This is a genomic window from Streptomyces sp. NPDC126499, assembly GCF_040302485.1.
Classification (GTDB): domain Bacteria; phylum Actinomycetota; class Actinomycetes; order Streptomycetales; family Streptomycetaceae; genus Streptomyces.
The window spans coordinates 14,681-33,095 of record NZ_JBEOUO010000026.1 but is presented as its reverse complement, the minus strand read 5'-3'; the positions used below and the strand labels follow the sequence as shown (position 1 = coordinate 33,095).

Below are 18,415 nucleotides of genomic sequence, written 5' to 3'. Positions count from 1 at the left end.
CACGGGCCGCAGGGCCACCCCGAGCAGCCCGGCGCCCGGCCAGGGGCCCCTGCCCGCGCCACCCGGGCCACGGGACCCGAGCCATGGGACCCGGCCCACCTCCGCAAGCCCCTGCCCGCGCCACCGCACCGTCACCCGAGCCCCGAGCCCCGTCCCAAGCCCGAGCCGAGCCGAGCCGCGCCGCGCCATCGCACCGTCACCCGAGCCCCGAGCCCCACCGCGCCGCTGCCCGAACCCGACCCCTCCACCCCCAGCCCCAAAGCCCTGAGGCCCCAAGCCCCACCCCCCAACCCCCCAGCCCCTCCCGTCACCGAACCCCCTCCCGTACCCGCCCCTGACCCCGCCACGCCACCCCGGGCACTCCCCCGCACGACACCCTCACCCCGCCTCCCCGATCCCCTGACGTCACGTCACGAGCCGATCACGATCCACCACTTGACACCGGAGGCGGTATTGCGAGCCCCGGGCGCCCGGCGTAGACCTGAGCGCACGGGACCGGAAGACGCGGGAGAAGCGGGGTTCGGATGCGTAACGGCAGAACTCTTCGACTGATCGGCGTGGCGGCGCTCGCCGCCCTGACGGCGGTGGCGTGCGGCGACGGGGACGGCGGCGGAGGCACGAAGCCCGGCGCCGGCACGCCCAGTGGCGGTTCGGGGCTTTCCCTGCCGTCGCTCAAGGGCGAGAAGATCGAGGTCGCCGCCGTCTGGACCGGGCCCGAGCAGCAGAACTTCACCAAGGTCCTGAAGGAGTTCGAGAAGCGCACGGGCGCGACCGTCACCTTCGTGCCGGCGCAGGACCCGATCGTGAACTTCCTGGGCACGAAGATCGCCGGCGGTTCCCCGCCGGACGTGGCGATGCTGCCGCAGGTCGGTGCGATCCACCAGGCGGTGGCGCAGAAGTGGATCAAGCCGCTGGGCCCGGAGGCGAAGGCGCAGCTGGCCAAGAACTACTCCAAGGGCTGGCAGGATCTCGGCGCGGTCGACGGCACGCCGTACGGCGTGTACTTCAAGGCCGCCAACAAGTCCCTGATCTGGTACAACACCGCCGCCTTCGACAACGCGGGCGCGAGCGAGCCGAAGACCTGGAAGGAGTTCCTGGCCACCGCCGAGACGATCTCCAACTCCGGTGTCACCCCCGTCTCGGTCGGCGGCGCGGACGGCTGGACGCTCACGGACTGGTTCGAGAACGTCTATCTCTCCCAGGCGGGCCCGGAGAAGTACGACCGGCTGGCCCGGCACGAGCTGAAGTGGACCGATCCCTCGGTCACGCAGGCCCTGAACACCCTCGGTGAGCTGTTCGGCAAGCCGAATCTGCTGGCGGGCGGCACGAACGGCGCGCTGCAGACGGAGTTCCCGGTGTCGGTCACCCAGACCTTCACCGGCGGCGACCAGGCCAAGGCGGCGATGGTCTTCGAGGGCGACTTCTCGGCGATCAACATCGCGGAGACCGGCGCGAAGATCGGTACGGACGCGAAGGTGTTCCCCTTCCCCGCCGTCGGGGACACCGGCACCGCCCCGGTGGTGACCGGCGGCGACGCGGCCGTGGCGCTGAAGGACTCCAAGGGCGCGCAGGCGCTGCTGACCTTCCTCGCCTCGCCCGACGCGGCGCGGATCTGGGCGGCCGAGGGCGGCTTCCTCTCCCCCAACAAGGCGCTCGACCCGGCCGCGTACCCGAACGACGTCCAGCGGGAGATCGCCACGTCCCTGATCGGCGCGGGTGACGACTTCCGCTTCGACATGTCGGACCAGATGCCGCAGTCGTTCGGCGGAACGCCCGGCAAGGGTGAGTGGAAGGCGCTCCAGGACTTCCTGAAGAACCCGAAGGACGTGCGGGCGATCCAGCTCAGGCTGGAGGCGGACGCCGCCAAGGCGTACAAGGACTGACCGGTGGCCCGCGCGCAGAGCACCACCGCGACCCACACCGGCGGCGGCGCCCGCCCCGCCCGCGAGGCGCGCTCCGGCCGGGGCACCGGCCGAAGCGGTGGCCGGGGCGACAGCCGCCGCACCACCCTCATCGCCGCGGCCTTCCTCCTGCCCGCCCTCGTCCTGCTCGGCGCGCTCGTCGTCTACCCGATCGGGTACTCGGTGCAGCGCTCCTTCTTCGACAAGACCGGTGACTCCTTCGCCGGCCTGGACAACTACGTCACCCTCTTCACGGACGAGTCCCTGCGCACCGCCGTCCGCAACAACCTGATCTGGGTGGTCGTCGCTCCCACCGTGGCGACGGCCCTCGGTCTGGTCTTCGCGGTGCTGACCGAACGGGTGTGCTGGGGAACGGCGTTCAAGCTGGTCGTCTTCATGCCGATGGCGATCTCGATGCTCGCCGCGGGCATCATCTTCCGGCTGGTGTACGAGCAGGACCCGGACCGCGGGGTCGCCAACGCCGTCTGGGTCGGCGTGCACGACACCTTCGCCGAGTCGTCCGTCTTCCCGCGCGCCCGGCCGCTGCCCGTGCACCCGCTGAAGGCGGCGGGCGGCGGGGCGTACGTCACCAAGTCCCCGGTCCGTACGGGAGAGGTCGCCCTGCTGCCGCTGGTCGGGGTCGCGCCGGCGCAGATGCCCGGGGACGCCCGCCCCGCGCGTACCGCCGCGCCCGAGGGCGAGGGCATCAGCGGCACCGCGTGGCTGGACTTCACCCGGGGCGGCGGCGGGAAGCCCAACGTCGTCGACGCCAAGGAGCTCGGACTGAAGGGCCTGCGGATCGAGGCGGTGAAGGACGGCGCGGTGGTCGCGCGCGCCACGGCCGCCGCCGACGGCACCTTCACGCTTCCGGCCGCCGCGGACGGGGCGGTCCTGCGGTTGCCGGAGAGCAACTTCCGCGAGCAGTACAACGGCGTGTCCTGGCTGGGTCCCTCGCTCGTCACGCCCGCGATCATCGGCAGTTACGTGTGGATGTGGGCCGGATTCGCGATGGTCCTCATCGCCGCCGGGCTCGCCGGGCTGCCGCGCGAACTTCTCGAAGCGGCGCGGGTCGACGGGGCGAACGAGTGGCAGGTGTTCCGCAGGATCACGGTGCCGCTGCTCGCGCCGGTCCTCGGCGTCGTCCTCGTCACCCTGATGATCAACGTCCTGAAGGTCTTCGACCTGGTCTTCATCATCGCCCCGGGCTCGGCCCAGGACGACGCGAACGTGCTCGCGCTCCAGCTGTACCGCTCGTCCTTCGGCACCGACGCGGACCTGGGGGTCGGCTCGGCCATCGCGGTGCTGCTCCTGCTGCTCGTCCTGCCGGTGATGGCGGTCAACATCCGCCGCGTCCGCCGTACCCGAAGGGAGTCCCGCCGATGAGCCGCCCGGCCTCCCGGACGACCACGCCCGGGATCGCGTCCCGGACGACCAGGCCCGGGACCACATCCGGGGCCACGCCCGGGCCCAAGCCCGGAATCGCGTCCCGCATCGCCGCCCGGACGGCGTCCGGTGCCGTGCGTGTCGTCCTCGTCCTCGTCGGCCTGTTCTGGCTGATGCCGACGGTCGGGCTGCTGATCTCGTCCCTCCGCTCCCCGTCCGCGATCGCCACCGACGGCTGGTGGCGGGTCTTCGCGGCCCCGGCCGAGCTGACCACGGAGAACTACCGGGCGCTCCTGTCCGACGGGGCGATCACCGACTCGCTCGTCTCCACGATCCTGATCACCGTGCCGGCCACGCTCCTCGTCGTGGTCATCGGCGCCTTCGCCGGCTACGCCTTCGCGTGGCTGGACTTCCCCGGCCGGGACTGGTGGTTCCTGCTGGTCGTGGGGCTGCTCGTGGTGCCCGTACAGGTGGCGCTCGTACCGGTGTCGCAGCTGTTCGGCGCGGTCGGGATCTTCGAGACGACGCTGGGCGTGGTGCTGTTCCACACGGCCTTCGGCCTGCCGTTCGCGATCTTCCTGCTGCGGAACTTCTTCGCGGAGATCCCCCGGGAGCTCCTGGAGGCGGCCCGGCTCGACGGGGCGGGCGAGATCCGCCTCTTCGCGCGCGTGGTGCTGCCACTGGGCGGCCCGGCGCTGGCCTCGCTGGGGATCTTCCAGTTCCTGTGGGTGTGGAACGACATGCTGGTGGCACTGATCTTCGCGGACGCCCAGTCGCCCCCGATCACGGTGGCGCTCCAGCAGCAGGTCCGGCAGTTCGGCAACAACGTCGACGTGCTCGCGCCGGGCGCGTTCGTGTCGATGGTGATCCCGCTGCTCGTCTTCTTCGCCTTCCAGCGGCAGTTCGTGTCCGGGGTGATGGCGGGCGCGGTGAAGTAGCGCCGCACCGGCGACGCCGCCTTCCGGCTCCGCAGCCGGCAGCGGATCGACGAGCTGCGCGCCGAGGCCGGGACGGTCTTCCTGGTCAGCCACTCGAACTCCACCATCACCGAGACCTGCGACCGCGCCCTGTGGCTGGAGGCGGGGACCCTGTGGAGCGACGGGCCGGCGGACGCGGTCGTGGCGGTGTACGAGGAGTACACCCTCGGCACCCGGTCGGCCGTCAAGACCGGGAAGAAACGGGACATATCTGACTAAAGTGCGGAGGGATGACTTCCGAGCCCACTCCGCACGACGCCGCCCCCGGCCCGGCGCCCGGCCCCGGCCCCGCGCCGGGCCCCGGTGCGGGCGCCCCCGCGCGCGCCGGGGCGCCGCCGCCGTCCCTCACCCGCTCCCCCTTCGAGTCGGAGACCTTCACCTCCGCCACCTTCGTGACCGTGGGCCGCGGCCCGCTGCTCGCCCTCGCCGTCGTCTGGCTGGTCACCCGCGCCGGGATGCTGCTCCTGCTGTACCGCGACAACCTCGGCATCGGCGGAGTCGCCGGCGAGGTCCACTCCCTCTACCGGCACTGGTACGGCCAGTTCGCGCAGGGCACCTTCCCGCCCGGCGACGTCACCTGGCAGTACCCCCCGGGCGCCGGCCTGGTCATCATGTCGCCCGGGATCCTGCCCTGGCTCACCTACTTCCAGGGCTTCGTGCTCCTCACCCTGCTCGCCGACCTGGCCGTCGCCGCCGCCCTCGCCCGCGCCGACAGCGTCCGCCTCACCCACGGCGCCTGGTACTGGGTGCTCGGCCTCCCGCTGCTCCTGCACCTCCCGCTCGCCCGCTACGACGTCCAGACCACCGCCCTCGCCGTCCTCGCCCTGCTCGCCCTCAAGGCCCGCTCTCCCGCCGCCCACTGGATCGGCGGCGCGCTGGCCGGACTCGGCGCCCTGGTGAAGGTCTGGCCGGCCCTCGCCCTCATCGGCACCCCGCGCGGCCGCACCACCCGCGCGGCCTGGACCTCCGCCGCCGTCACCGCCGTGGCCCTGCTGCTCACCCTCGGGACGCTGTTCTCCGAGTCCCTCGGCTTCCTGCGCCAGCAGGGCGACCGGGGCATCCAGATCGAGTCCCTCGGCGGCACCGGGCTGGCCCTCGCCAAGGCCCTCGGCGGCTGGCCCGGCACCGTACGGTTCCGCTACGGCGCCTTCGAGTACATCGGCCCGTACGTCTCCACCATCGGCCACCTCGCCCTGCTGCTCACCGCCCTCGCCTTCATCTGGCTGCTGCTGTGGCGGATGCGGGCCCGCGACTGGACCGAAGCCACCCCGCCCGACGCCGCCCTCGCCGCCGTCCTGCTGTTCACCGTCACCAGCCGGGTGATCAGCCCCCAGTACATGATCTGGCTGCTCGGCCTGGCCGCCGTCTGCCTCACCTCCCGCCGCACGGTGATGCGCCCGGTCGCCCTGCTGCTCCTGCCCGCGGCCGCCCTGAGCTCGCTCGCGTACCCGGTCCTCTATCCGGACGTCGTCGCCGGCACCTGGCAGGGCCTCGGCGTCATGGTGCTGCGCAACGGGCTGCTGCTCGCCGCGGCGCTGCTGGCCGCCCGCCGCCTGTGGACCTCGTCGGTCGCGACGGCATAAAAAGGGCCCCCGCCGGTCCGTACCGGCGGGGGCCCTCCCTTTGCTGAAACCGATCAGCTGTGCGTACGGAGCAGCGTGCGCATCGTCCGCATGGCCACCGACAGGTTCGCCAGGTCGAAGGCGTCCGAGCCCTGGATCTCCTCCAGGGTGGTGCGCGCCCGGCCCAGGATCGCCGCGTTCTTCTGCTCCCACGCCTTGAACCGCTCCTCCGGCGTGGAGGTGCCGTTCCCGGCCGCGAGGACGTCCGCGGTGAGCGCGGCGTGCGCCGCGAACAGGTCCTCACGGATGGAGGCGCGGGCCATGGACTGCCAGCGGTCGTTGCGTGGCAGCTCGATGATGCGGTCCATGAGGTCGGTGATCCGCAGCCGGTCCGCCAGGTCGTAGTAGACCTCGGCGACCGCCAGCGCGTCCTTGCCCACGCGGTCCGCGATCGCGACGACGTCGAGCGTCGGGAAGGCGGAGGAGAAGCCGGCCACGCGCAGCGCCAGCTCCTCCGGGACGCCGGCCCCGGTCAGCTCCTCGAAGATCGACTCGTACCACTCCAGGTCCGCGCCGCGCAGCAGCTGCGGCAGCTTCTCCCAGACCTGCTCCACCCGCTCCGAGAAGAACTCGATGGTCTCGCCGATCCGGAGCGGCTGCGGCCGGTTGTTGAGCAGCCAGCGGGTGCCGCGCTCGACCAGGCGGCGCGAGTGCAGGCGCATCCGGGTCTGGATGTCGGCCGGGACCTTGTTGTCCAGCGCCTCGACCGCGTCCCAGACCTCGCTCAGGCGGAAGATCGCGCGGGCGGCGGCCTGCGCGCGGACGATCTCCTCGATCGACGCGCCCGTCTCCTCGCGCAGACGGTGCAGGAAGGTCGAGCCACCGGTGTTGACGGTGTCGTTGACCAGGACCGTGGTGATGATCTCCCGGCGCAGCGGGTGGTGGTCGATGGTCTCGGGGAACTTCTCGCGCAGCAGCGTCGGGAAGTAGGCGTGCAGCAGCCCGCGCAGGTGCGGGTCGTCGGGCAGCTCCGTACCGATCAGCTCGTCGGCCACCGTGATCTTGGTGTACGCGAGGAGGACGGCGAGCTCCGGCTGGGTCAGGCCCTTGCCGGCGTTGAGCAGCTCGCGGATCTGCCGGTCGTTGGGCAGGAACTCCAGCGAGCGGTCGAGCGCGCCGTCGCGGCCCAGGCGGCGCATGAAGCGCTGGTGGGCGTGGAGCAGGGACGGCGACTGGGCGACCGCGTTGGCCAGGGCGGTGTTCTGCGCGTAGTTGTTGCGCAGCACGAGCGCGCCGACCTCGTCGGTCATCTCGGCGAGGATCTTGTTGCGCTGCTTGACGGTCATGTCGCCCTCGGCGACGAGACCGTTCAGCAGGATCTTGATGTTGACCTCGTGGTCGGAGGTGTCGACACCGGCGCTGTTGTCGATGGCGTCGGTGTTGACCTTGCCGCCCTCGCCGTCGGGTCCGCCGGAGCGGGCGAACTCGATGCGGCCCAGCTGGGTGGCGCCGAGGTTGCCGCCCTCGCCGATGACCTTGGCGCGCACGTTCTGGCCGTCGACGCGGATGGCGTCGTTGGCCTTGTCGCCGACGTCCGCGTTGGACTCGACGGAGGACTTCACGTACGTGCCGATGCCGCCGTTCCACAGCAGGTCGACGGGCGCCTGCAGGATCGCCTTCATCAGCTCGGCCGGGGTCATCTTGGTGATCCCGTCCTCGATGCCGAGGGCGGCCCGCATGTGCGCGTTGACCGGGATCGACTTGGCGGTCCGGGGGTGGACGCCGCCGCCGGGCGAGAGGAGCGCGGTGTCGTAGTCGGCCCAGGACGAGCGGGGCAGCTCGAAGAGGCGGCGGCGCTCGGCGTAGGAGACGGCCGCGTCCGGGTTCGGGTCGACGAAGATGTGCCGGTGGTCGAAGGCGGCGACGAGGCGGATGTGCTCGGAGAGCAGCATGCCGTTGCCGAAGACGTCGCCGGACATGTCGCCGACGCCGACGACGGTGAAGTCCTCGGTCTGGGTGTCGTGGCCGAGCTCGCGGAAGTGCCGCTTGACGGACTCCCAGGCGCCGCGGGCGGTGATGCCCATGCCCTTGTGGTCGTAGCCGGCCGAGCCGCCGGAGGCGAAGGCGTCGCCGAGCCAGAAGCCGTACGACTCCGCGACGCCGTTGGCGATGTCGGAGAAGGTCGCGGTGCCCTTGTCGGCGGCGACGACGAGGTAGGTGTCGTCCTCGTCGTGGCGGACCACGTCGACCGGCGGCACGACCTCGCCGCCGACCAGGTTGTCGGTGATGTCGAGGAGCGCCGAGATGAAGGTCTTGTACGAGGCGATGCCCTCGGCCATCCAGGCGTCCCGGTCCACGGACGGGTCCGGGAGCTGCTTGGCGACGAAGCCGCCCTTGGCGCCGACCGGCACGATGACGGTGTTCTTCACCATCTGCGCCTTGACCAGGCCGAGGATCTCGGTACGGAAGTCCTCGCGCCGGTCGGACCAGCGCAGGCCGCCTCGGGCGACCTTGCCGAAGCGCAGGTGGACGCCCTCGACGCGGGGCGAGTACACCCAGATCTCGAAGGCGGGGCGCGGGGCCGGCAGGTCGGGGATGGCCTGCGGGTCGAACTTCATCGACACGTAGGAGTGCGGCTTGCCGTCCGCGGACTTCTGGAAGAAGTTGGTCCGCAGCGTCGCCTTGATGACGGTGAGGAAGGAACGCAGGATGCGGTCCTCGTCGAGGGAGGCGACCTGGTCGAGGGCGCCGTCCAGCTCCTCCATGAGGCCGTCGATCAGCTCGGTGCCGGCACGCTGGCGCTCCGGGGCCATCCGGGCCTCGAAGAGGGAGACCAGCAGCCGGGTGGTGTGGACGTTGTTGCGGAGGGTGTCCTCCATGTAGTCCTGGCTGAAGGTCGAACCGGCCTGGCGCAGGTACTTGGCGTAGGCGCGCAGCACCATCGCCTCGCGCCAGGTGAGCCCGGCGGACAGGACGAGGGAGTTGAAGTTGTCGTTCTCGGCCTCGCCGTTCCAGGTGGCGGCGAAGGCCTCCTGGAAGCGCTCGCGGGCGTCGTCGCCGAGGTAGTCGCCGCCGTTGCCCGTCGTCTGCGGCATCCGCAGGCCGAAGTCGTAGATCCAGGCGTGCGTGCGGTCGGCGCAGCGCAGCTCGTACGGGCGCTCGTCGGTGACCTCGACGCCGAGCCGGTTGAGGACCGGCAGGACGGCGGACAGCGAGATCTGGTCGCCGGTCTTGTAGATCTTGAAGCGGCGCTCGCCGGTGCCGGAGCCGACCGGCTCGTACAGGGAGAGCGCGAAGTCCTTGTCGCTGTCGGCCAGGGCGTCCAGGTGGACGAGGTCGGAGACGGCGGCGCGCGGGGAGTGGTCGGCCTTGTAGCCCTCGGGGAAGGCGTTGCCGTAGCGGCGCAGCAGCTCGGCGGCGCGCTCCTCGCCCAGCTCGGCGTTGAGGGCCTCGGAGAAGCCGTCGGACCAGGAGCGGGCGGCGTCGGCGAGCCGGGACTCGATGCGGTCGACGTCGGCGTCGGTCAGCTTGCTGAGCGTGGTGCCGGGCTCGACGCGGATGACGAAGTGGAGGCGGGAGAGGACCGACTCGGTGTTCCAGGCCGTGAAGTCGACGCTGGTGCCGTTCAGCTCCTCCTTGAGGATGTCGATGATCCGCAGCCGGACGCGGGTGGTGTAGCGGTCGCGCGGCAGGTAGACGAGGGCCGAGTAGTAGCGGCCGTACTCGTCCTGGCGCAGGTAGAGGCGCAGCCGCCGCCGCTCCTGGAGGTACAGGACGCTGGTGACGATGGCCTGGAGCTGGTCGACCGGGGTCTGGAACAGCTCGTCGCGCGGGTAGGTCTCCAGGATCTGGAGCAGGTCGCGGCCGTCGTGGCTGCTGGGCGAGAAGCCGGCGCCGTCCAGGACCTCCTGGACCTTGCGCTTGACGACCGGGACGCGGCGGACGGACTCGGTGTACGCGGCCGAGGAGAACAGGCCGAGGAAGCGGCGCTCGCCGATGACGTTGCCGTCGGCGTCGAACTTCTTCACGCCCACGTAGTCGAGGTACGAGGGGCGGTGCACGGTCGCGCGGCTGTTGGCCTTCGTCAGGATGAGCAGCTTGTGCTCGCGCGCCTTGGCGCGGGCGTCGGCGGGCAGCCGGTTGAAGGACGGCGAGACGGGGTGCGCGTGGTGGTCCTCGCCGCTGTGGTGCGGGTCGGAGCGCAGGATGCCGAGGCCGGTGCCGGGGACGGCGGCCAGCGCGTCGCCGTTGACCAGCTCGTACTCGCGGTAGCCGAGGAAGGTGAAGTGGTCGTCCGCGAGCCAGCGCAGCAGCTCGCGGGCCTCCTCGACCTCGGTGGGCCGCAGGTCGGAGGCGGTGGGCTCGTCGGGCAGGCCCTCGGCGATGCGCAGCGCGGCGTCGCGCATCTTCTCCCAGTCCTCGACGGCCTCGCGGACGTCGGACAGGACGCGCAGCAGGTCGTTGGTGATCTGCTTGAGGTCGGCCTTGTCGGTCTCGCGGTCGATCTCGACGTGGATCCAGGACTCGGTGAGCGCGTCGTGCGGCAGGGCGTCCTTGGGCAGCTGCTTGGAGATGACCTCGATGAGCCGGCCGGTCACGTCACGGCGGACGAGGACCTGCGGGTGGATCACGACGTGGATGCCGCGGCCCTGGCGGGACAGCTCGTTGGTGACGGAGTCGACGAGGAAGGGCATGTCGTCGGTGACCACCTCGACGACGGAGTGGCTGCAGGTCCAGCCGTTCTCCTCCACCGTCGGGGTGTGGACGCGGACGTTGGCGGTGCCCTGCGGACGGTTCTCCGCGAGGCGGAAGTGCGAGAGGGCGGCGCCGAACACGTCGACGGGGTCGCGGTCGGTGAGGTCCTCGGGCGCGGTGTGCAGGTAGTAGCGCTGGAGGTAGTCGAGCACGCTCGCGTGGTCCGGACGCTTCCCGTTCTCCGGCCCTGTCGGAAGTCGCCCCCCGACCGGGCTGTTCTCAGCTACCCGGGCGGCCCGATCGAGCAGCTCGGCCTTGGCTTCGTCCAGCTTGGTCTGCATGTCCTCTGACTCCTGTCGCGCGCCATTGCGTGACGTCGGTGGAAGAAAGGACACAACGCCACGACGCGGTGGTACCGGTCGGAGTCGACGTTATGCCGCGATGAGAGATGTCCAGGTGGTTCTCGGCCACCCGACCCAGGGGATCGGCGAACGCACCCTCGGCCCGGCCGCTGTCGCGGACCGGGCGGATGCCGGGGGCTGCGCTGCCCCCTCGGCGTATCGCGCTGATCACGAGAAAAGCCTATCGCTGTTGACCCCCCGGCCGTCATGAGCCTTATGTGTACAAAAGCGGGGCGCGAAGTTTGACAGTGTGGACAGCGACGAAGGGTTACCGGGCACACCCACATCAGGGGATCCGACGGATCCGGGAGTCCGGGAGGCGCCATGGCGAAGATCTTGATCGTGACCGGGGACGCGGCGGAGTCGCTGGAGGTGCTGTACCCGTACCAGCGACTGCTCGAAGAGGGGTACGAGGTCGACATCGCGGCCCCGGCCCGCAAGCGGCTGCGGTTCGTGGTCCACGACTTCGAACCGGGCTACGACACGTACACCGAGAAGCCCGGCTACACCTGGCCGGCCGACCTGGCCTTCTCGGAGGTCGACCCGGGTTCCTACGCGGCCGTGGTCATCCCGGGCGGCCGGGCGCCCGAGTACCTGCGCAACGACCCGGAGCTCCGCAAGATCCTCAAGTCGTTCTTCGACGCCGACAAGCCGGTCGCCCAGATCTGTCACGGCCCCCTCCTGACGGCGGCCGTGGGAAGCCTGGAGGGCCGCCGGGTCACCGCCTACCCCGCCCTGGAACTCGACATGCAGGCCGCGGGCGCCACGTTCCGGGACACGGCGGCGGTGGTGGACGGCCGCCTGGTCTCGTCGCGGGCGTGGCCGGACCACCCGATGTGGATGCGGGAGTTCCTGAAGGTGCTGAGGGAGACGGGGGACTGAGATCCGGGGGACTCGGATCCGGGGGCGGGAAGCGGGAAGGGGGCGGCGGGGGCGGGGCGAGCCGGGTGTCGGGCGCCCTCGGGGTGACCGCCGACCGCCGACCGCCGACCGCTAGACCAGCTCCTCGGCGACGGCGACGGCCTCTTCGAGGGAGTCGACGACGGGGACGCCCGCCGCCTGGAGGCTGCGCCGGCTGTGCGAGCCGCCGGTGTAGAGCACCGCCTTGGCGCCCACGTGCGCCGCCGCGCGGGCGTCGTCCGCCGCGTCGCCGATGACGACGATCCGCTCGGCCGGCACGTCGCCCAGCGCCAGCAGGTGCCGCACCATGTGCCCGGACTTGCCGTCCGTGGAACGGTCGGTCCGCCCGTCGACCCGTACGAACCGGTCGTGGATCCCGTGCCTCCGCACCAGCGGAACGAGCTCCTCGTGGGGCGCGAGCGAGAGCAGCGACTGAGTGAACCCGGACGCCTGCCGCGCGGCGAGCAGCTCCGCGGCGCCGGCGGTGAGCCCGCAGACCTCGGCCCTGACCCAGTAGTGCCGGTGGAAGGCGTCGTCCATGACGATCCATTCCTCGTCGGTGGGCAGCCGCCCCATCAGCCGCTCGTAGAACTTGGGCACCGGCACGGTGTAGAGCTCGCGGTACCGCTCCAGGGTGATCGGTTCGAGCCCCAGTTCGGCGAAGGCGGCGTTGGTCGCGCCGATGACGGCGGCGATGTCGTCGAGCAGAGTGCCGTTCCAGTCCCAGACCAGGTGCTTCGCGTGCTTCCCCATGGGAAGCCACGGTACCGGCAGGCTCAGCCGAGCAGCGCCGGGATTTCCTGCACCCCGTACCAGAGCAGCTCGTGGTCCTCGGCGCCGTCGACGACGAACTGCGCGTCGTCGTCGCCCTGGTCGGCGGCCCCGAGCGCGTCGGCGGCGGCCGAGACGTCCACCTCGGCGTCGTCCGCGTCGGCGTGCACGGCGGCGGCCTTGGCCAGCGGTACGGCCGAGGCGATCCGGACCTCGCCGAGGGAGCTCGCGTCCAGCCCCCGGTCGGGGTCGACGACGGCCTCCTTGTCGGGGACGTCCACGGCGACGACGACCCTGCGCCGGGCGGCCTCGGGGTCACCCGCGAGCATCCGGAGCGAGGCGGCTGCGGCGCGGCTGAGCGCGGCGTACTCCAGCTCCTCGATGTCGTCGGAGACGTACCACTCGCGCAGCGCGGGAGTGACGGCGTAGGCGGTGAGCGGCCCTGGTCCGAGCTCGCCCGCCTTGTGCGCCTGTGCGAGACCGGGGAGGGTCAGGGGGACGTACACGCGCATGGCTGGCCGCTTTCGTAGTCGGAGACGCCCTCAGGATACGCGCGGAGAGCTTCGCCGGCCCGGGTCACCCTGATAGGCGAATTACGCTGCGTGCACGTTCGGCGACGCAGAGCTCTTGCCGGGGCGGAAGTGGCGCTCGTACAAGATCCCCCGTCGAAGTTACCGGCGAGTAGCCGGTGGCCCATCGCGATGAACGGGGACCCGCATGACCACGCACACCCGCCACCCTGCCGGCCCGGCCGGCACCCACCCGCGCGGCCGCGCCGGAACCGCCCCGAGGCGGACCCAGCCGCCGCACGTCATGTTCGCCGAGCGCCTCCTCGCCGTCCTGAGCGGGGAACGCCCGGTCCACTGGATGCTCGGCCACACCATCGGCGAGGCCTACGAGCAACTCGTCCAGCTCGCCCCCGCCACCCCCCTCCGCTCCACCGGCCCCCGCCCGGTCCTCCGCCGCTGCTCCGCCCACCTCCCGGGCCGCACCGACGCCGTGGAGGCCTGCGCCACGATCACCACCGGCGACCGCGTCCGCGCCATGGCCTTCCGCCTCGAACGCGGCCCCGACCGCCGCTGGCGCTGCGCGGCGGTGGAACTGGACGGGCTGCCGGGGGAGCGGTAGGGGCGGGGCCATGAGGGCCTCCGGGGTGCACGCCGGGGCGGCCGGGGACTCCCGAGGGCGCCGGGCCTCCGGGGACCGCCGGGGTGTCAGGGACCCCCGAGGACGCCGGGCGCCGCGTGGGGGGCGCCGGAGGGCGAGGGCGCCGGGGCGCCCGGGGGCCCCGGGGGCCCGGGAGCCCAGGCGGCCCGGGAGCCCAGGTGGCCCGCCGGGCCTTCTGGGCGTCCGGCCCTCGGGCCCGTGAGCCGTCGCACGGCCGGTTGAGCCGCCCGTAGCGCGGCCACGGGCAGCCGTGCTCCCAGACGGCCCGCGCCGCCAGGAGCAGGTCCCCGCACGAGCCGCCCGTCTCGCAACCCGGCTCCCAGAGGGCCCGCCCCGCCAGGAGCAGGCACCACGCCCCACGACCGACCGACCGGCGCGCTGCGTGCCGTCTGAGCACACCCACACCACCCAGCAGGCCCCTCGGGCCCCGTGCGACCAACCCGGCCGCACGGGGCCCGCGGCATGTCCGAGAGCGCACCCACGCCGCAGCCACCTCGGTCCGCCCCGACCGGTCGGCCCCCACGGGTCTTCCTCGCCCGCCCCGGACAAGACCTCCACGCGGCTCCACCCGGGAAGGCTCCGAGACCGCCCGCCCGCGCCGCCCGGGCGGCGCGTGCACCGGACGGCGGCTCACGGACCTCGCCGTGCCGCGGAGCCCTGGACGTGCCCCTACGCCCCGTCAGACGAACGGCGGGCCGCCCGGCACCGTGGGCCGAAGGCCGCCGAAAGCCGTGCCCGATCGGCAGGCCGTCGGGCACCTCCTGTGTCCGGTCCGCAGCCCACGGCCGTAAACCGGCACACCGCCGCCGAACACCCTCGGCGTACCCGATCGGATGAACCACGGGGCCCGGCATCCGTCCCTGCCACTCCCACGCGGAAGGGCCGGTCGCCCGAAGGCGACCGGCCCTTCCCTCAGCGCACCGCTTACTTCTTGCGGCGACGCCCACCCGCGTTCTTCTGCGCCTTGCGGCGCTCCGCGCGCGTCATGCCGTCGCTCGCGTCCGCCCCGCCGTCCGTGGTGAAGTCGCCCTCGATGACCGAGCCGTCACCGTCGACCTTCGGCGCGGTGAAGTGGAGCCGGTCCGGGCGCTGCGGCGCGTCCAGGCCCTTGGCGCGGATCTCCGGGCGGCCGGCGCCGGCCGGGACGGCGTCCTGCTTCTGGAGGGAGGGGGCCGCGTCCTGCACCGGGACCTCCTCGACCTGCTGCTCGACCTGGACCTCCAGGTTGAACAGGTAGCCGACGGACTCCTCCTTGATGCCCTCCATCATCGCGGTGAACATGTCGAAGCCCTCGCGCTGGTACTCGACCAGCGGGTCCTTCTGCGCCATCGCGCGCAGGCCGATGCCCTCCTGGAGGTAGTCCATCTCGTAGAGGTGCTCGCGCCACTTGCGGTCGAGGACCGACAGCACGACCCGCCGCTCCAGCTCACGCATGATCTCGGAGCCGAGCTGCTTCTCGCGCGCGTCGTACTGCTCGTGGATGTCGTTCTTGACCGCCTCGGCGATGAACTCGGCGGTGATGCCGGCCCGGTCGCCGGCCGCCTCCTCCAGCTCCTCGATCGTGATCTTGCACGGGTAGAGCTGCTTGAACGCGGTCCACAGCCGGTCCAGGTCCCACTCCTCGGCGAAGCCCTCGGCGGTCTCCTGGCGGATGTAGTCGTCGATCGTGTCGTCCATGAAGTGGCGGATCTGCTCGTGCAGGTCCTCGCCCTCCAGGACGCGGCGGCGCTCGCCGTAGATGACCTCGCGCTGCCGGTTGAGGACCTCGTCGTACTTCAGGACGTTCTTACGGGTCTCGAAGTTCTGGCTCTCGACCTGCGCCTGCGCGGACGCGATGGCCCGCGTGACCATCTTGTTCTCGATCGGCACGTCGTCCGGCACGTTCGCCATCGCCATCACGCGCTCGACCATCTGCGCCTTGAACAGGCGCATCAGGTCGTCGCCCAACGACAGGTAGAAGCGGGACTCGCCCGGGTCGCCCTGACGGCCGGAACGACCGCGCAGCTGGTTGTCGATACGACGGGACTCGTGGCGCTCGGTGCCCAGGACGTACAGGCCGCCGAGCTCCTTGACCTCCTCGAACTCCGCCTTCACGGCCTTCTCGGCCCGCTCCAGCGCGCCGGGAAGGGCGGCCGCCCACTCCTCGACGTGCTCGACCGGGTCCAGGCCCGCCTGCCGCAGCTCGGCCTCGGCGAGGTCGTCGGGGTTGCCGCCGAGCTTGATGTCCGTACCGCGGCCGGCCATGTTCGTCGCGACGGTGACCGCGCCCCGGCGGCCCGCCTGCGCGACGATCGCGGCCTCGCGCTCGTGGTGCTTGGCGTTCAGCACCTCGTGCGGGATGCCGCGCTTGCTGAGCTGCTGCGACAGGTACTCGGACTTCTCGACCGAGGTGGTGCCGACGAGGACCGGCTGGCCCTTCTCGTGCTTCTCCGCGATGTCGTCGACGACGGCGGCGAACTTGGCGACCTCGGTCCGGTAGATCAGGTCCGGCTGGTCCTTGCGCTGCATGGGCTTGTTCGTCGGGATCGGCACGACGCCCAGCTTGTAGATCTGGTGGAACTCGGCCGCCTCGGTCATGGCCGTACCGGTCATGCCGGAGAGCTTGTCGTAGAGGCGGAAGAAGTTCTGGAGGGTGATCGTGGCGAGCGTCTGGTTCTCGTCCTTGATCTGCACCCCCTCCTTCGCCTCGATCGCCTGGTGCATGCCCTCGTTGTAGCGGCGGCCGGCGAGGATACGGCCGGTGTGCTCGTCGACGATCATGACCTCGCCGTCGATGACGACGTAGTCCTTGTCCTTCTTGAAGAGTTCCTTGGCCTTGATCGCGTTGTTGAGGTAACCGACGAGCGGGGTGTTCACCGACTCGTAGAGGTTGTCGATGCCCAGCCAGTCCTCGACCTTGGCGACGCCGGACTCGTGGATGGCGACGGTCCGCTTCTTCTCGTCGACCTCGTAGTCGCCGGTCTCCTCGATGCCCTTGAGCGGGTTGCCCGGCTCACCGCGCGTGAGGCGGGTGACCAGCTTGGCGAAGTCGCCGTACCACTTGGTGGCCTGGTCCGCGGGGCCGGAGATGATCAGCGGCGTACGGGCCTCGTCGACGAGGATGGAGTCGACCTCGTCGACACAGGCGAAGTTGTGGCCGCGCTGGACGAGCTCGTCCTTCGACCACGCCATGTTGTCGCGGAGGTAGTCGAAGCCGAACTCGTTGTTCGTGCCGTACGTGATGTCGCAGGCGTACTGCTCGCGGCGCTGGGCCGGCGTCATGTTCGCCAGGATGCAGCCGACGGTCAGGCCCAGGAACTTGTGGACGCGGCCCATCATCTCGGAGTCGCGCTCGGCGAGGTAGTCGTTCACCGTGATCAGGTGCACGCCCTTGCCGGACAGCGCGTTCAGATACGCCGGGAGCGTGCCGACGAGGGTCTTGCCCTCACCGGTCTTCATCTCGGCGACGTAGCCGAGGTGGAGGGCCGCGCCGCCCATGATCTGCACGTCGTAGTGGCGCTGGCCCAGCACGCGCTTGGCCGCCTCGCGGACGGTCGCGAACGCCTCCGGGAGCAGGTCGTCGAGGCTCTCGCCCTTGGCGTAGCGCTCCTTGTACTCCTCCGTGAGCGCCCGCAACTCGGCGTCGGAGAGGTTGACGAAGTCCTCTTCGATGGAGTTGACCTGGTCCGCGATGCGGTGCAGTTTGCGCAGGATCTTGCCTTCGCCTGCACGCATGAGCTTGTGGAAGACGGACACTGAGGCTGGTCTCCTTGCCGATCGGGCCTGGCACTGGGTCTTGTCATGACTCGGGCACGGGCACGGCAGGTGGTCCCCACCGCAACGGCCATCGTAAGCGAGACCGCCCTCGCGAAGGGAGGCCCGCAGTGCCGGAGCCCCGCGCGCGCCCGTGACGCCTCCCGTACACAGAGAACGCACGAGGCCGCCGGAAGGTGCCGCCCCACCCGAAAAGTGTTCGCATCGGCCCGGGCGGGTCACCACAATTCCGTCATGGAGCCCATCACCCTGACCACCGACCGCCTGCGCCTGCGCCCCTTCACGGCCGCCGACGTGGACGCCGTCGACGCCGCCTGCCAGGACCCCGACATCCAGCGCTGGACACAGGTCCCCTCCCCCTACACCCGCGCGGACGCCGAGCTCTTCGTCACCCGGCTCGTCCCGGACGGCTGGCGCGAGGACAAGGAGTACTCCTTCGCCGTCGAGCCGCTGGCGGGCGGGCCGCTGATCGCCGCGGCCGGTCTGCACGCGCGCGGCGAGGGCGTACGGGAGGTCGGCTTCTGGAGCGCCAGGGAGCACCGCGGCCACGGCTACATGACGGAGGCCGTCGACGCGCTGGCCCGCTGGGCCTTCACCTCGCTCGGCGTCCACCGCCTGTTGTGGCGCGCCGAGGTCGGCAACGTCCCCTCGCGCGCGGTGGCCGAGCGGGCCGGCTTCACCCTGGAGGGCGTCGAGCGGGCCGGTCTGGTCAACAAGGGCACGGCCCGCGACGCCTGGATCGCCTCGCTGCTCCCCTCCGACCTCGGCCTGCCCTCGCCGCTGCCGTACCTCCCGGCGAAGGCGGGCGTGGAGACCTGAGGGCGGTGGTCCGGGCACTGGGGCCTGCGCCGGGTGGTCCGAGCGCCGGAACCCGCGCCGGGTGCCGGGCGGGCCGAGGAGCCCGG

At 71.6% G+C, this 18,415-nt stretch carries 11 protein-coding genes and 1 pseudogene; 8 read left to right on the top strand and 4 right to left on the bottom strand.

The genetic code is table 11. The features are described from left to right. Positions 1–524 precede the first annotated feature (524 nt). The 5 genes and pseudogenes from ABTZ91_RS28975 to ABTZ91_RS28955 all read left to right on the top strand — a co-directional run bounded on the left by ABTZ91_RS28975 (position 525) and on the right by ABTZ91_RS28955 (position 5,844). Entirely contained in the window at positions 525–1,883 is a 1,359-nt protein-coding gene (locus ABTZ91_RS28975) for an ABC transporter substrate-binding protein (protein WP_352080170.1), read from the top strand. A gap of 129 nt (positions 1,884–2,012) precedes the next feature. Then, positions 2,013–3,284: a sugar ABC transporter permease gene (locus ABTZ91_RS28970; RefSeq protein WP_352080218.1), complete on the top strand. Its 1,272-nt coding sequence runs from the start codon at positions 2,013–2,015 to the stop codon at positions 3,282–3,284. After that, the gene (locus ABTZ91_RS28965) at positions 3,281–4,222 is read left to right on the top strand and encodes a carbohydrate ABC transporter permease (RefSeq protein WP_352080169.1); all 942 of its coding nucleotides are present in this window, start codon (positions 3,281–3,283) and stop codon (positions 4,220–4,222) included. The genes ABTZ91_RS28970 and ABTZ91_RS28965 overlap by 4 nt, the downstream gene beginning before the upstream one ends. Positions 4,223–4,228: 6 nt before the next feature. Continuing rightward, a pseudogene (locus tag ABTZ91_RS28960) lies at positions 4,229–4,480 on the top strand (ABC transporter ATP-binding protein); the annotation flags it as partial. A gap of 11 nt (positions 4,481–4,491) precedes the next feature. Next, positions 4,492–5,844, top strand: coding sequence for a glycosyltransferase 87 family protein (locus ABTZ91_RS28955; protein ID WP_352080168.1), 1,353 nt, complete (start codon positions 4,492–4,494; stop codon positions 5,842–5,844). A gap of 53 nt (positions 5,845–5,897) precedes the next feature. On the opposite strand, the gene ABTZ91_RS28950 is transcribed toward ABTZ91_RS28955, so the two are convergent. Beyond that, the gene (locus tag ABTZ91_RS28950) at positions 5,898–10,859 is read right to left on the bottom strand and encodes an NAD-glutamate dehydrogenase (RefSeq protein WP_352080167.1); all 4,962 of its coding nucleotides are present in this window, start codon (positions 10,857–10,859) and stop codon (positions 5,898–5,900) included. Positions 10,860–11,243: 384 nt separating this feature from the next. On the opposite strand from ABTZ91_RS28950, the gene ABTZ91_RS28945 reads away from it, so the two are divergent. Beyond that, positions 11,244–11,801, top strand: a complete 558-nt coding sequence (locus tag ABTZ91_RS28945) for a DJ-1/PfpI family protein (RefSeq protein ID WP_352080166.1) — start codon at positions 11,244–11,246, stop codon at positions 11,799–11,801. Positions 11,802–11,912: 111 nt separating this feature from the next. Here the strand turns inward: ABTZ91_RS28945 and ABTZ91_RS28940 are convergent, their stop codons facing one another. Then, positions 11,913–12,572, bottom strand: a complete 660-nt coding sequence (locus ABTZ91_RS28940; protein ID WP_352080165.1) for an HAD family hydrolase — start codon at positions 12,570–12,572, stop codon at positions 11,913–11,915. Positions 12,573–12,595: 23 nt separating this feature from the next. Beyond that, on the bottom strand, positions 12,596–13,102 hold the full coding sequence (locus ABTZ91_RS28935) for a DUF6912 family protein (RefSeq protein WP_352080164.1): 507 nt from the start codon (positions 13,100–13,102) through the stop codon (positions 12,596–12,598). Between the two features lie 205 nt (positions 13,103–13,307). Here ABTZ91_RS28935 and ABTZ91_RS28930 point away from each other — a divergent pair, with 205 nt between their 5' ends. Further along, entirely contained in the window at positions 13,308–13,718 is a 411-nt protein-coding gene (locus tag ABTZ91_RS28930) for an Rv3235 family protein (RefSeq protein ID WP_407078050.1), read from the top strand. Positions 13,719–14,681: 963 nt separating this feature from the next. Here ABTZ91_RS28930 and secA read toward each other — a convergent pair. Then, positions 14,682–17,492 (bottom strand): preprotein translocase subunit SecA, encoded by a 2,811-nt coding sequence (gene secA / locus ABTZ91_RS28925; protein ID WP_352080163.1) that lies wholly within the window; start codon positions 17,490–17,492, stop codon positions 14,682–14,684. A gap of 252 nt (positions 17,493–17,744) precedes the next feature. Between secA and ABTZ91_RS28920 the strand changes: the two genes are divergently transcribed. Continuing rightward, positions 17,745–18,329, top strand: a complete 585-nt coding sequence (locus ABTZ91_RS28920) for a GNAT family N-acetyltransferase (RefSeq protein WP_352080162.1) — start codon at positions 17,745–17,747, stop codon at positions 18,327–18,329. Positions 18,330–18,415: the final 86 nt, after the last annotated feature.